This window comes from Mesoflavibacter sp. SCSIO 43206, from assembly GCF_019904215.1.
Lineage (GTDB): Bacteria > Bacteroidota > Bacteroidia > Flavobacteriales > Flavobacteriaceae > Mesoflavibacter > Mesoflavibacter zeaxanthinifaciens.
Map to the genome: position 1 here is coordinate 1,462,786 of NZ_CP063201.1, position 13,985 is coordinate 1,476,770.

General features: G+C 32.5%; 12 protein-coding genes. 5 read left to right on the forward strand and 7 right to left on the reverse strand.

Annotation, left to right across the window (positions count from 1 at the left end):
• Window position 1: 1 nt before the first annotated feature.
• Window positions 2-451, forward strand: coding sequence for a nucleoside deaminase (locus tag INR78_RS06785; protein ID WP_223078001.1), 450 nt, complete (start codon window positions 2-4; stop codon window positions 449-451).
• 111 nt (window positions 452-562) lie between these two features.
• Here the strand turns inward: INR78_RS06785 and INR78_RS06790 are convergent, their stop codons facing one another.
• The 7 genes from INR78_RS06790 to INR78_RS06820 all read right to left on the reverse strand — a co-directional run bounded on the left by INR78_RS06790 (window position 563) and on the right by INR78_RS06820 (window position 11,134).
• Window positions 563-802, reverse strand: a complete 240-nt coding sequence (locus INR78_RS06790) for a hypothetical protein (protein ID WP_027879531.1) — start codon at window positions 800-802, stop codon at window positions 563-565.
• A gap of 10 nt (window positions 803-812) precedes the next feature.
• A complete protein-coding gene (locus INR78_RS06795; protein ID WP_223078002.1) occupies window positions 813-2,594 on the reverse strand; it encodes a chloride channel protein in 1,782 nt (593 codons plus the stop codon).
• A gap of 51 nt (window positions 2,595-2,645) precedes the next feature.
• Window positions 2,646-4,400, reverse strand: a complete 1,755-nt coding sequence (aspS, locus tag INR78_RS06800; protein ID WP_223078003.1) for an aspartate--tRNA ligase — start codon at window positions 4,398-4,400, stop codon at window positions 2,646-2,648.
• A gap of 88 nt (window positions 4,401-4,488) precedes the next feature.
• Window positions 4,489-7,992 carry an efflux RND transporter permease subunit gene (locus INR78_RS06805; RefSeq protein WP_223078004.1) on the reverse strand — a complete coding sequence of 1,168 codons (3,504 nt, stop codon included), beginning with the start codon at window positions 7,990-7,992 and terminating at the stop codon, window positions 4,489-4,491.
• A gap of 11 nt (window positions 7,993-8,003) precedes the next feature.
• Window positions 8,004-9,176, reverse strand: coding sequence for an efflux RND transporter periplasmic adaptor subunit (locus INR78_RS06810; RefSeq protein ID WP_223078005.1), 1,173 nt, complete (start codon window positions 9,174-9,176; stop codon window positions 8,004-8,006).
• 12 nt (window positions 9,177-9,188) lie between these two features.
• The gene (locus tag INR78_RS06815; protein ID WP_223078006.1) at window positions 9,189-10,508 is read right to left on the reverse strand and encodes a TolC family protein; all 1,320 of its coding nucleotides are present in this window, start codon (window positions 10,506-10,508) and stop codon (window positions 9,189-9,191) included.
• Between the two features lie 20 nt (window positions 10,509-10,528).
• Window positions 10,529-11,134 (reverse strand): TetR/AcrR family transcriptional regulator, encoded by a 606-nt coding sequence (locus tag INR78_RS06820; protein ID WP_223078007.1) that lies wholly within the window; start codon window positions 11,132-11,134, stop codon window positions 10,529-10,531.
• A 118-nt stretch (window positions 11,135-11,252) separates the two neighbouring features.
• Here INR78_RS06820 and INR78_RS06825 point away from each other — a divergent pair, with 118 nt between their 5' ends.
• From INR78_RS06825 to ric, 4 genes are all read left to right on the forward strand, one after another.
• A complete protein-coding gene (locus INR78_RS06825; RefSeq protein ID WP_223078008.1) occupies window positions 11,253-12,227 on the forward strand; it encodes a polyprenyl synthetase family protein in 975 nt (324 codons plus the stop codon).
• Window positions 12,227-12,577, forward strand: a complete 351-nt coding sequence (locus tag INR78_RS06830; protein WP_223078009.1) for a hypothetical protein — start codon at window positions 12,227-12,229, stop codon at window positions 12,575-12,577. Before INR78_RS06825 ends, INR78_RS06830 begins: the two co-directional genes overlap by 1 nt.
• Window positions 12,578-12,633: 56 nt before the next feature.
• Window positions 12,634-13,068, forward strand: coding sequence for an Rrf2 family transcriptional regulator (locus INR78_RS06835; RefSeq protein WP_027879522.1), 435 nt, complete (start codon window positions 12,634-12,636; stop codon window positions 13,066-13,068).
• A 116-nt stretch (window positions 13,069-13,184) separates the two neighbouring features.
• On the forward strand, window positions 13,185-13,916 hold the full coding sequence (gene ric, locus INR78_RS06840) for an iron-sulfur cluster repair di-iron protein (RefSeq protein WP_027879521.1): 732 nt from the start codon (window positions 13,185-13,187) through the stop codon (window positions 13,914-13,916).
• Window positions 13,917-13,985 lie beyond the last annotated feature (69 nt).

A 13,985-nucleotide genomic window follows, 5' to 3' on the forward strand; every position in this document is an offset into this window, starting at 1 on the left:
TATGATACAACCTTTTGATGATACTTATTTTATGAAAAAAGCCTTGCAAGAAGCACAAGAGGCTTTTGATAAAGATGAAATTCCTGTTGGTGCTGTAATTGTAATTAAAGACCGCATTATCGCTAGAGCACATAATCTTACCGAGCGATTAAATGATGTAACGGCGCATGCCGAAATGCAAGCTATTACTGCTGCTGCTAATTTTTTAGGTGGAAAATATTTAAAAGATTGTACGTTATATGTGACTTTAGAGCCTTGCCAAATGTGTGCTGGCGCGTTGTATTGGAGTCAGATTAGTAGAATTGTTTATGCAGCTAGAGATGAACAACGTGGTTGTATTAATTTAAATACCAAATTGCATCCTAAAACTAAAATTGAAGGTGGAGTTTTAGCTGAAGAAGCTTCTGCTTTAATGAAACGGTTTTTTATAGAAAAACGAAATCTTAACTAATGGTCTTTATGTTGGCTAGAATGTGCGTTAGCGATAGTAGTGACATCCTTTTTGTTTATTGAAAACAAAAAGATATAGCGAATAGCGCGACCCGATAGGGTAACGCCTTAATTATAATTTACGTTTGTCACCTTCTTTGTCTCGCATCTCTTGGAGTTTTTCTTTGGTAAGCATGTAATCTTCAACTTTTTTGTTTTTCCAACGGTGATAAGAAAACAACGGAATAACCACAAAAAATAAGCCTAAAACGCCAAAGCCAATTAACTTTTGGTTGTCTACATTATCTAATGCATAACCGCAAATTATTGATGCTAAACTGGCTATAAAAGCTAATAAAATTAAGTATTTCATTGAGGTGATTTTAAGATTTTGTAAAGTTAATTAATTGGCGTCTGTATGCTGTTAATAATTTAGATTTTGAGACAAAACCAATGTATTTATGGTCTTTAACAACAGGTAAATTCCACGCATTAGAGTTTTGAAATTTAATCATAACATCTTTCATAGAATCGTTTTTATAATCGATAATATCTGGCGCGTTGTGCATTAAATCTTCTACAAAAGTAGTGTCGTATAAGGCTTGATTAAACATGATTTCTCTAACATCATCCAATAAAATTATTCCAACCAAAGTCTTATCTTTTTTTATGACAGGAAATAAATTTCGGGTTGATTTTGCAACGCCTTTATGAAGCATCTCGCCTAAAGTCATTTTAGGATTTAGTGCTATAAAATTAGTTTCTATTACGCTATCTAAAGTCATTAAAGTTAATACACTTTGGTCTTTATCGTGTGTTAGAAGTTCGCCTTTTAAAGCAAGTTCGCGAGTATAAATGGTGTAATCAAATGCATTTTTTTTGATTATAAACGACATAGATACAGCAATCATTAAAGGAATAAATAATTCGTAACCGCCAGTAATTTCGGCAATTAAGAAAATAGCAGTTAAAGGCGCATGTAATACACCAGCAATTAGTCCTGCCATACCAATTAAGGTAAAGTTGGTTTCTGACACGTAAAATCCTAAACCAAGATTGTTAATGACTTTAGCAACCACATTACCTAAAGCACTTCCCATAACCATAGTTGGAATAAAAATTCCTCCTGCTCCACCAGCCGCAAAAGTAGTTGTCATCGCAATAGCTTTAAAAATAGTAATACCAAAAAGTAAGGCTATTACAACCCAAATATTATCCTTAAAAGCATCAAAAGGCGTTGTGCCAAGCGCGCTTAAATGATCGCCAGCAAGTAGGTTGTTTATAAATCCAAAACCTTCACCATAAAGTGGCGGAATTAAAAATAACATGCCACCAATAGCTAATCCACCAACAATTAATTTTAAGAGTTTGGTTTTAAAACGCTCAAAAAATTGAAGGATAAAAAAGTACATTTTAGTAAAGTAAATAGAAGCAAATCCAGTACCTATACCTAAAACCACATAAAATAAAGTATCTTTTATTTGAAACTTATCCGAAAAATTAAAGTTGAACAGTAAATCGTCTCCTAAAAAGAAGTAAGACGTTAATACGGAAGAAACCGAAGCAATTAATAAAGGTAATAAAGAAGCAAAAGTTAAATCTAAACTAAACACTTCTACCGCAAAAATAATAGCCGCAATTGGTGATTTAAATATTGAAGAAATTGCTCCTGCAGCAGCACAACCAATCAATAACGTTCTTGTTTGTTGATTAACATGAAATAGTCGTCCTAAATTAGAACTTATTGCAGATCCAGAAGCTATTGCTGGTCCAAGTAATCCAACAGATCCACCAAAACCAACCGTTAAAGGTGCAGTTATTAATGGAATGTAGATTTTAGACCGATCTATTAATCCGCTTCTTTTTGATAGTTTAAATAGAATTGAAGGAATAGCATGTTCTATATTTTTCTTTGAAATGTATTTGACAAATAGATACACTAAAAACAATCCTATTACCGGTAAAATAAAGTAAACTTGGTTTTTAGAAAAGACAGCTAGATTGTCTAAAGCACCTTCTATAGTAAAGGTGATGTTTCTTAACGTTACTGCAGCAAGACCTGCTAATAATCCAACTAAACCACTTAAAATATAAGTAAAAGTTTTTTCGGAGATGTGCTTTAATCTCCATATAAAAAAACGTTTTAAAAGCGATTGTTTAGGCATACTTAAAGTTAATCAAAAAATCCTGCAAAGGTTGCAGGATTTTTTTTTGATTTATGAATTAAGTTTTAAACTTAAATTAAGTTCGTCTAATTGTTCATCATCAATTGGTGCAGGCGCATCAATCATGACATCTCTACCAGCATTGTTTTTAGGGAATGCAATAAAATCTCTAATCGTTTCTTGTCCACCTAAAATTGCTACTAATCTATCTAATCCAAATGCTAGTCCGCCATGTGGTGGCGCACCATATTCAAAAGCATCCATCAAGAATCCAAATTGTGCTTTAGCTTCTTCTTCGCTAAAACCTAAATGTTTAAGCATAATGGCTTGAGTTTCTTTATCATGAATTCTTATTGATCCACCACCAATTTCGTTTCCGTTTAATACTAAGTCGTAAGCGTTAGCTTTAACTTCACCTGGTTTAGTATCTAATAATTCTATTTGACCTGGTTTTGGAGATGTAAATGGATGATGCATTGCGTGGTAATGACCAGTTTCTTCATCAAGTTCTAATAATGGGAAATCGATTACCCAAAGTGGTGCAAATTCGTTTGGTTTACGTAATCCTAAACGTTCTGCCATTTCCATACGTAAAGCACTAAGTTGTGCGCGTACTTTGTTGGTGTCTCCTGAAAGTATACAAATTAAATCGCCAGCCTTAGCGCCAGTTTTTTCTGCCCATTTAGCAAGATCGTCTTGATCGTAAAATTTATCTACCGAAGATTTGTAAGTTCCGTCTTCGTTACATTTTACATAAACCATACCTAAAGCACCAACTTGTGGACGTTTTACCCAGTCTATAAGCTTGTCTATTTCTTTACGAGTATATGATGCAGCACCAGGTACTGCAATACCAACAACTAATTCGGCATTATTAAATACACCAAAATCTTTGTGTTGTGCAACATCGTTAAGCTCTCCAAACTGCATGCCAAATCTAATGTCTGGTTTGTCGTTTCCGTAAAGGCGCATAGCATCGTCATAAAGCATACGTGGGAATTTTTCAACGTCAACACCATTGACTTCTTTTAATAAATGACGCGTTAAGTTTTCAAAAACATTTAAGATGTCTTCTTGTTCTACAAACGCCATTTCGCAGTCAATTTGCGTAAACTCTGGTTGTCTATCGGCACGTAAATCTTCGTCTCTAAAACATTTTACAATCTGAAAATATTTATCCATGCCACCAACCATAAGTAATTGCTTGAAGGTTTGTGGTGATTGTGGAAGCGCGTAAAACTGACCTTCATTCATTCTACTTGGTACGACAAAATCACGTGCACCTTCTGGTGTAGATTTGATTAAATAAGGTGTTTCTACTTCTATAAATCCTTGGTTTGATAAAAAGTTTCTAACCTCTTGAGTCACTTTTGCTCTAAAGATTAAGTTGTTTTTTACGGGATTACGTCTAATATCGATGTAACGATATTTCATACGTAACTCTTCGCCACCATCAGTTTCATCTTCTATTGTAAAAGGTGGTAATTTAGATTCGTTAAGAATGGTTAATTCTTTTACTAAAACTTCGATATCACCTGTTGGTATATTTTTGTTTTTAGACTCACGTTCGATTACGGTTCCTTTAACTTGAATCACAAACTCACGACCTAATTTTTGTGCTTGTTCCATGATGGATTTAGGCGTACGTTCTTCATCAAAAATAAGTTGAGTAATTCCGTAACGATCACGTAGATCTACCCAAATCATAAATCCTTTATCTCTAGATTTTTGTACCCAACCAGAAAGGGTAACGTCTGTATTTATATGTGATGCTCTTAACTCACCACAGCTATGACTTCTGTACATAATTATGTTTTAGTAAATGCAAATTTAAGCAATAAAAAAACCGAAGCAAGTGCTTCGGCTTTTTTTATTTATAAGTGATTAAGGGATATTAAATGTCTTCTGTGATTACTTCTGTTTTATTAGAAGAGAATTTATTTCTAATCCACATTTTTAATTTCATTGTTAAGAAGAATAATACCGGAACAACAATTAATGTTAAGAATGTTGCAACAAACAATCCATAAATTACTGTCCAAGCTAATGGTCCCCAAAATACAACGTTGTCTCCTCCCATGTAAATGTTTGGATTAAACTCGCTAAACAATGTAAAGAAGTTAATGTTTAATCCTATAGCTAATGGTATTAATCCTAAAATTGTCGTGATAGCGGTTAATAATACAGGTCTTAAACGTGCTTTACCAGCTTTTACGATACTTTCAAAAAGATCGTCGTTGCTTAAATATTCGTTGTCGTCTAAGTCTAATTCGTTTTTCTTTCTGTCTATTAAAAGCTGTGCGTAATCTAATAGTACAACACCATTGTTTACTACAATTCCGGCAAGCGAAATAATACCAACCATTGTCATCATAATTACGAATGCTTTACCAGTTATTACTAATCCGCCAAAGACACCAATAAAACTTAAGAAAATAGCTAACATTATAATAGCTGGTTTTGAAACCGAATTAAATTGGAAAATTAAGATGAAAAAGATTAATCCAAGTCCAGTGAAAAATGCACCCATTAAAAATGCCATTTGTTTATTTTGCTCTTCAATTTGACCAGTATAATCTATTTTGATGTTTTCTGGCAAACCTTCAAAACTTTTCATTTCATTCTGAATTTTTGTTACAATCGCGCCAGCATCTGTATAACCTGGTGCTAATGCAGAATATACCGTAACAACACGTTTGGTGTCTTTGTGTTTAATGGCACTAAACCCTGAATTGTTTTCGTAAGATGCAACTGCAGAAACAGGTACGCTTACTAATTGTCCAGTATTGTTTCTAAATGTGATGTTTTGATTAAATAACGCACTTGTATTGTATCTGTTATCTTTGTTAAAACGAACATAAATATCATAATCGTCTCCACCTTCTTTATAAATCCCAGCTTTAGAACCAAAGATTGAGTTACGTAATTGTTGACCAACTTGTGCAGAGCTTATTCCTAATTCTCCAGCTTTTTCACGGTCTACTATAACTTGCATTGATGGTTTATCTTTATTTACATCAATTTTAAGCTCGTCTATACCAGCAATGTTTCTTGAATTAATAAACTCACGCATTTTTTCGGCAGTAGCAATTAACTCGTTATAATCTTCACCTTCAATTTCAATATTAATAGGCGCTCCAGCAGGCGGACCATTTTGGTCTTTTTCTACAGAAATTAATACACCTGGATAAATACCAACAAGCGCTTCTTGTACTTTTTGTCTTAAAAGCTCACTATCTTCACCACGACGGTATTTATACTCTCGCATAGATGCGGTAATCTTGGCTTTATGAGGCATTTCGGCAGCAGATCCACCATCGGTTTGTGGGTTACCAGCACCTTCACCAACTTGAGAAACTGCACTTTCTACCATAAAGTTATAGTCGCCATCTTTATATTGATTGTTGTCTAAAACTTTGTAAACGCGTTGCTCAATTTCTTTAGTAATAGCGTTTGTTTTTTCTATTGCAGTTCCTTGAGGATATTCTATATAGACAATAATTTGATTAGGTTTATTATCTGGGAAAAATTCAACTTTAGTACGTTGTGATCCTAATGAAATACCGAAAGCCACAAATGATAAAATAAGTAATGCAAATGTGCCTAAACTTAATATGTATGGTTTTTTACCTGATAAAGCCCAACGTAATTGTTTTTCGTACCAACGTTCTAATTTAACTAATGTTTTATTTTGGAAATTGTTAGCCCAACCACGTAACACAAGTCTGTAAACCCATAACATTATAGCAGTAAATACCATAAGTGTACCTAAACCACGATAGCTACCGCCAACTATTAAGACTAAAATTCCGATAACAGCCATGATTACTGTTGTACGAATAATTTTATTTAATGGCATATCTTTATCTTCTGTACTCATAAATTGAGATACTAATACTGAATTGAAAAAGATAGCTACAAATAGCGACGATCCTAACACTACTGAAAGTGTGATAGGTAAAATCATCATAAATTCTCCCATAATACCTGGCCATAAACCAAGCGGTACGAATGCAGCAACAGTTGTTAGTGTTGAAATGATGATAGGGAAAGCAATTTCTCCAATTCCTTTTTTGGCAGCTTGCATACGCGTCATACCTTCTTCATCCATTAAACGGTAGACGTTTTCTACGACAACAATACCGTTATCTACTAGCATACCAAGTCCCATAATTAGTCCAAAAAGTACCATGGTATTAAGACTTTGTCCTAATAATTCTAAAATCATTAAAGACATAAACATAGACATTGGTATAGCAAAACCAACGAATATGGCGTTTTTAAATCCTAAGAAGAACATTAAAACGGTTACTACTAAAAGTACTCCAAAAATAATGTTGTTTACAAGATCGTCTACCTGACCAATGGTTACAGAAGATTGGTCGTTTGCTATGGTAACAGTTAAATCTTGAGGAAATACATTGTCTTTTGCATTTTTTACAATGACTTGAATTTGCTCTGCAGCAGCAACCATGTTTTTACCAGCACGTTTTTTAACGTCTAACATCACTACTGGATGACCAAATTCTCTAGCAAAGGTTGTTTTGTCTTCTTCTTTAAAAGATACTTCAGCGATATCTTTTAGGTAGATAGCGTTTCCGTTTTCAGATTTTACAACAAAATTTTCTAATTGAGCAGGATCTTCGATTTCTCCTAAAATACGAATGGTACGTCTTTGTCCGCTTGCTTTTAAATTACCAGCAGACATAGTAACATTACCATTATTTATAGCGCCTATAATATCGTTAAAAGTAACTTGAGCAGCCATCATTTTGTAAATGTCTACAGCGACTTCAACTTCTTTTTCTTGTGCACCACGAATGTCTACTTTTTTGATTTCTAAAAGGTCTTCAATTTCATCTTGAAGATATTCGCCGTAATCTTTAAGTTTTTCAATCGGATAATCACCAGAAATGTTAATGTTAAGAATTGGCATTTCTTCAGAAAGACTTAACTCGAACACATCAGGTTCTACTTTTGCACCGTTAAAAGTTGGCCAATCCTCGCCAGAAGTTTTGGTGTCAATTTCGTCTTTTACCTTTTGTTTTGCTTGTTCTACAGTTATGTTTTCGTCAAACTCTACCATTAACATCCCATAATCTTCTTGAGAAGTAGATGTGATTTCGACAACGTTGCTAACTGTTTTAAGCTCGTCTTCTAATGGATCTACGATAAGTTTTTCTATGTCTTCTGCTGTGTTACCAGGGAAAACAGCGCTTACGTATATTTTAGTCTCGTTAACTTCTGGGAAGTTTTCTCTTGGCATACTGAAAAACGCAGATACACCTAAGTAAAATATGACCAGAATAAGTACATACATTGTGGTTTTATTGTTAATTGCCCACGATGATAGTGCAAACTCTTTGTCTACTTTTTTATTTTTTTTCTTTTTAGTCATTGGTTGATTTTTTAGTATTTAATGACTTTAACTGTTTGTCCGTCTTTTACGCTACGAGCACCTTCTTTAATAATTTCGGTACCGTTTTTAATGCCTTCAAGCACTTCTATAACATCACCTTGTGTTTTACCAGTTTTGATGATTACTTTAGTAGCAATACCTTCTCCGTTTTTATTTTTATCTTTAATAGTATAAAGGTATTGCTCTCCTTCTGCATTTTCTGATATAATGCTTAGTGGCACTAGTAACGCTTCTTTGTTAGTATAATCGTTAATTTTTAACTTGGCAGTTAAGTTTGGTTTAATGTCTTTGTCTTTATTAGGAACAGGAACTTCAATTTTAAATGTTCTGTTAGCTGGGTTTATATAATCTCCGGCTTGTCTAATTTTGGTGTCAACAGTTTTGTTAATTACAGGAATTGAGACTGTAACATCTTTACCTTTGGTTACATCTGTAATGTAACTTTCTGGTACATCTGTTTCTATGTACATATCATTTAGATTAACAATACGCATAAGCGGTGTTTGTCCTGCAGCAACAACGCTTCCTTGTTCTGTAATTACATCATCTATAGTTCCAGAAAAAGGAGCTTTTACACTAGTTTTTGAGACTTGTTGTTGTAGTTGATTAACAGCTTCTTGTTGCGCTTCGTAATTTGATTTTGATTGTAAGTATTGTATCTCGCTACCAATGTTTTGATCCCAAAGACGTTTTTGACGCTCAAAGGTTGTACGCGCTAAATCTGCTTGAATTTTTAATTGTGCTAATTGTTGGCTTAATCCGCCATCATCAATTTTTGCTAATAATTGTCCTTTGTTTACTTTTTGTCCTTCTTTAACGTATACATTTGTTAGGATACCATTAAATTCTGGTGTAATAACTAATAGGTTTTTTGTGGTTACGTTACCTTGAATTTCTAATTGGTGATTAAAAACTTCAGTTTTGGCTGTAATTGTAGTAATTAATGGTACTTTTTTTACAGTGTCTATTTTTGCAATAGCTTCATCTAACTGTTTGATTTTTGCATGTATTTCTTCTTGATTTTCTACAAGCTCTGCGCGTTTAGCTCTAATGGTTTCTAGATTATTAGTTTCTAAAACGCTTTCTACGGTATTTTTCTTTTTATCACCGCCACAAGCTACTAATAATAGTGATGTAAGGATTATTAATTGTATATGTTTCATTGTTTTAAGAGTTTAGTATTTGGTTGTTGTGTTGGTTAATGTTTCTAATTCTGCTTTGGTGTTAATTACGTCTAACATAGCTTGTAAAAATTCTTGTTGTGCTGTGTATAGTTGTGTTTGTGCTTGTCTTAGTTCAAAACTAGAACCAACACCTTCAAAAAATTTGGTTTGATTTTTCTTTTCGATTCTCTCGGCAAGATTAAGATTTTGCTTTTTGTTTTCGTATTCTTCTGTAGCAAGAATAAAATCGCTTTTAGCAGCTTCAATTTGTAATTTTAATTGTTGCTCGGTTTCATCTAAAGTGATTTTAGCTTTGTCTAAATTGATTTTTGCACGTTGTGTTGCTGCACTACGCATGCCAGAACTAAATATTGGGATGTTTAATGAAGCGCCAAATGTAGCTGTACCAATCCATTTTTGCTGATCTGATAAGAATTTAAACTCGTTATTATTCCCAATATATGCACCGCTTAAAAAGGCACTTAAAGTTGGTAGTGCTTTACTTTTTTCAAGTTTTAACAGTAATTCTTTAGAGGTTTTATCGTTGGCAGCTATCTTATAATCAATTGTGTTTTTTACATCTGCATCTTCTATACCGTCTTGAAGTATGTTTTTTACAGTTAGACTTTCTAAGTCATCAGTTAAAATTATAGGAGCATTATAGTCTAGACCTATAGTTATACTTAACATTTGATAGGCTAGTTTTTTTAATCTTTTAGTATTGTTTAAGTTACTTTGCACACTAGATAATGTGATTTGTAATTGCTCTACACTTTCTTCTTCTTCTAATCCGTTTTCGTAGATTTTAGTGGTTTCATCTAAGTTTTTCTGAAGAATTTTAATGTTATTCTCTAAAATTGAAACACTTTCTTCAGCCATTAATACGTTTCCGTAGGCATTAATTACTGCTTTTCTAACTTCTAAATCTGTTTTTTCTTTAGAGTTTTTAGAAATTTCTAAATAGACTTTTGCAGATTGTAATCCAACTAAATAAGAACCATCAAATAGTAACTGACTTAATGTTGCAGAAGCGTTAACAGAGTTTTTTGCTCCAAAATCTGGGATACCATCTTGGTTAAAATCTACAGATTCAAACTGTTGTTTGATAAGGTTTTGGTAGTCAACAGCAGCGTTAATTTGTGGTAATCCTGTTGCGGTAGTTTCCCATTTTTGTTTTTTTGCTGCTTCGATATCTAAAGTAGCATTTTTAGCTTGCCTGTTATTTTCTAAAGCAAAATCTATAGCTTCTTGTAAGCTAAAATTTTGTGGTGTCTCTTGGGCAAACCCAAAGTAAGACACTGTGATTATTAGTAATTTGAATAATGATTTCATTTATATTCTTTTGGTAGTTTTTATGATTGATTTATTTCTGTTAGTTCTTTTAAAATATCTAAGCCCTTTGATGTGCAAATTCCACGAACGTGATATTCTAAATAATTATCCATTAACATGTTCATTGAAAAGTTTTGTAAAGGGAATAAATCTCTATCCTTTAAAGACATCATACTATTAAAGTATAGTCTAGATATAAATTGAATGTTGATGCTTTTTCTATATAACCCTAATTCTACACCGCGATTTAAATTATTTACAACACAATCTTGCATTAAGTAATATTGCTTTTGCTTTAATGATTCAAAAATTTTTGGATAATACTTTTGAAGTTGATGTTGAGGTGAAGATTTTTCGTCTTTCAAATGTTCCATTATAAAACGTTTGATTTCATAAATTTCTTCAATAGGGTTTTTCTCTAAAGAACAAATACAATTAATGCCTTTAGATATCATATCAAACATATGCAATGTTGTGGCTTCTACTAGTTTTGTTTTGTTATCAAAATGTTGATATATAGTTTTTTTTGAAATACCTAAAGCATTAGCTATATCATCCATTGTTACACTTTTAAACCCATAGTTTAAAAATAAATCTGCTGATTTGTCTAATATATTCTCTCTCATAATCTGGGCAAATGTACGTCAGGAAACTTTAAAAACAAAAAAAGTTTCCAAAGTTTTAATGGTTTTTTAACATGCGATTATTTTAGTTTAATATGTGTAATTACTTTATTTTTGCAGGATGCAAAATATCTCTACTTACCAAAAAGCGTTTATGGCGTATTTACAGCAATACGCAAAGCCAAAACAGCCAGAAAACTTATACAATCCTATAAATTATATTCTAGAATTAGGCGGAAAAAGATTGAGGCCAGTACTAACTTTAATGACTGCCGAAATTTTTGATGCTAACCATAAAGATGCTTTTGATGCAGCATTAAGTGTAGAGATTTTTCATAATTTTTCATTAGTGCATGATGATATTATGGACGATGCACCATTACGTCGTGGACAACAAACTGTACATGAAAAATGGGATATAAATACAGGTATTTTGTCAGGAGATGCAATGCTAATTATGGCTTATCAACTATTTGAGAATTACGAGCCTAAAACGTTTCAAGCATTAGCTAAATTATTTAGTAAAACAGCCTTAGAGGTTTGTGAAGGACAACAATACGACGTAGATTTTGAAACAAGGGACGATGTTACTATCTCGGAATACTTAAAAATGATTGAGTATAAAACAGCTGTGCTAGTTGGTGCAGCTATGAAGATGGGAGCTATTGTTGCAAAAACGTCTGAAGAAAATAAAGAAAGCATCTATCAATTTGGAAGATTGTTAGGTATAGCTTTTCAGCTTCAAGATGATTATTTAGATGCATTTGGCGATCCAAAAACGTTTGGAAAGCAAATAGGAGGAGATATAATTGAAAATAAAAAAACATATCTCTATTTAAAAGCATTAGAGTATTTGGATGCAGATAAAAAAAGGCAATTAGAGCAATTATATTCGGTTCAATTAGAAGATAACAAAGATAAAATAGAAACTGTAAAACAGTTTTTTGTAGAAAGTGGATCTGCAAAAGCAACTCAAAATGCTATAGAAGAATATACAAATAAAGCATTTAAGGTTTTAGATGACTTAACTATCTCTGAAGAAAAAAAGCAGTTATTAAAAGATTTTGGAATGGGATTAATGACAAGAAAAGTCTAATGAAATTACCAGCAACATTTGAAAACTTAATTGAAGACGCCACAAAATTAAATTTGTATAAAAAATTAGTCTCTCAACTAAATAAAGATTTTTTATACGCTAATATAGATTTAGATTTTGATGAGGATATCTTACCAACTAGTTTGAAGTTGTTGTTGCAGGATACGGTATATAGATTAATACAAGAAAAATTTACAGAATATCTTAATTTGCTATATATAATTGATGTGCCAGAACATCAAATTAAAGCTTTAGATGGTAACGATGTTTTGCAGTTAAGTGAAAACGTTTCATTTTTAATCCTAAAACGAGAATGGCAAAAAGTATGGTTTAGACACCAATATTCTTAATTTAAGATAGTTTTGTCTTAATTAGTTTTTATATCTTTGTAATAAATTATTAATAAATGTTTTCAAAAGCTTGCGAATACGGAATTAGAGCCTCAATTTTTATTGCTAAAAACTCTTATGAAGGGCAACGTGTAAGTCCTAAGGAGATTTCTGAAGAAATTAATTCTCCTCAAGCATTTACTGCAAAAATACTTCAAGCTTTAGTTAGAAACCATATTATAAAATCTGTAAGAGGCGCACATGGTGGTTTTGAAATTGATAAAGATGAAATACCATTAATTAAATTATCTCAAATTGTTAAAGCTATCGATGGAGATGCTGTCTACAGTGGATGTGGCTTAGGTTTAAGTGCCTGCGACGAAAATCATCCTTGTCCTGTGCACGATAAATTTAAAGATATTAGAAATGGTTTGAAACAGATGTTAGAAACTACTAATTTAGAAGAATTAGCTATGGATATTAAGTTAGGTTCTTCGTTTTTAAAAACTTAAAATTACAATATAAAAAAGGATCGATTTCAACTTACAATTATTAGATTGAAATCGAGTTTCAATAAAAAAAATTTAAATATAAATAAGACAAATTTATCCGAAATAAATAATAAATTATGGAAGTATTACAAAAAAACATCGAAAAAGAAATAGGACAGTACGTTGCAGACGATTTTAGAACTGCAGCTATTTTTTCTAAATACAAAATAGATTTTTGTTGCAATGGTAATAGAACAGTTGCCGAAGCTTGCAAGAAAAAAGGTATTGATGAAGCTGCAATTATAGCAGAACTTAATAACGTTTTAAATGCCAAAACAGGCGAAAGTATAGACTATAACTCTTGGCCATTAGACTTGTTGGCAGAATATATAGAGAAAAAACACCACAGATATGTAGAAGAAAAAATACCTGTGTTACTTCAGTTTTTAAACAAATTATGTCGTGTGCATGGCGAACGTCATCCAGAATTATTTAAAATAAACGAGTTGTTTACAGCATCTGCAGGCGAGTTAGCCTCACACATGAAGAAGGAAGAACTAATCCTTTTCCCTTTTGTAAAGAGAATGGTTAATGCTAAATTAAAAAATGAAGCAATCCAATCACCACAATTTGGCACTGTAGAAAACCCAATTGCTATGATGAAGGAAGAACACGATAATGAAGGACAACGTTTTAGAGACATTGCAGAATTAACGGACAATTACAATCCGCCAGCTGATGCTTGCAACACGTATAAAGTTACCTTTGCTATGTTAGAGGAATTTGAAAAAGACTTGCATTTACATATTCATTTAGAAAATAACATTCTGTTTCCTAAAGCTATAGCGTTAGAAACACAATTTGATTGATAGCGATCCCTTATCTACTTTTTTTAACCTATAGTAAAATCCTGAAATGTTTTCCTCAGACATTTCGGG

Bases quoted from the DNA above. Each gene is read 5' to 3' on its own strand.
- INR78_RS06805 (WP_223078004.1), bottom strand. From the start codon at position 7,992: ATGACTAAAAAGAAAAAAAATAAAAAAGTAGACAAAGAGTTTGCACTA.
- INR78_RS06830 (WP_223078009.1), top strand. From the start codon at position 12,227: ATGAAATTACCAGCAACATTTGAAAACTTAATTGAAGACGCCACAAAA.
- INR78_RS06785 (WP_223078001.1), top strand. From the start codon at position 2: ATGATACAACCTTTTGATGATACTTATTTTATGAAAAAAGCCTTGCAA.
- INR78_RS06795 (WP_223078002.1), bottom strand. From the start codon at position 2,594: ATGCCTAAACAATCGCTTTTAAAACGTTTTTTTATATGGAGATTAAAG.
- INR78_RS06810 (WP_223078005.1), bottom strand. From the start codon at position 9,176: ATGAAACATATACAATTAATAATCCTTACATCACTATTATTAGTAGCT.
- INR78_RS06820 (WP_223078007.1), bottom strand. From the start codon at position 11,134: ATGAGAGAGAATATATTAGACAAATCAGCAGATTTATTTTTAAACTAT.
- ric (WP_027879521.1), top strand. From the start codon at position 13,185: ATGGAAGTATTACAAAAAAACATCGAAAAAGAAATAGGACAGTACGTT.
- aspS (WP_223078003.1), bottom strand. From the start codon at position 4,400: ATGTACAGAAGTCATAGCTGTGGTGAGTTAAGAGCATCACATATAAAT.
- INR78_RS06825 (WP_223078008.1), top strand. From the start codon at position 11,253: ATGCAAAATATCTCTACTTACCAAAAAGCGTTTATGGCGTATTTACAG.
- INR78_RS06835 (WP_027879522.1), top strand. From the start codon at position 12,634: ATGTTTTCAAAAGCTTGCGAATACGGAATTAGAGCCTCAATTTTTATT.
- INR78_RS06790 (WP_027879531.1), bottom strand. From the start codon at position 802: ATGAAATACTTAATTTTATTAGCTTTTATAGCCAGTTTAGCATCAATA.
- INR78_RS06815 (WP_223078006.1), bottom strand. From the start codon at position 10,508: ATGAAATCATTATTCAAATTACTAATAATCACAGTGTCTTACTTTGGG.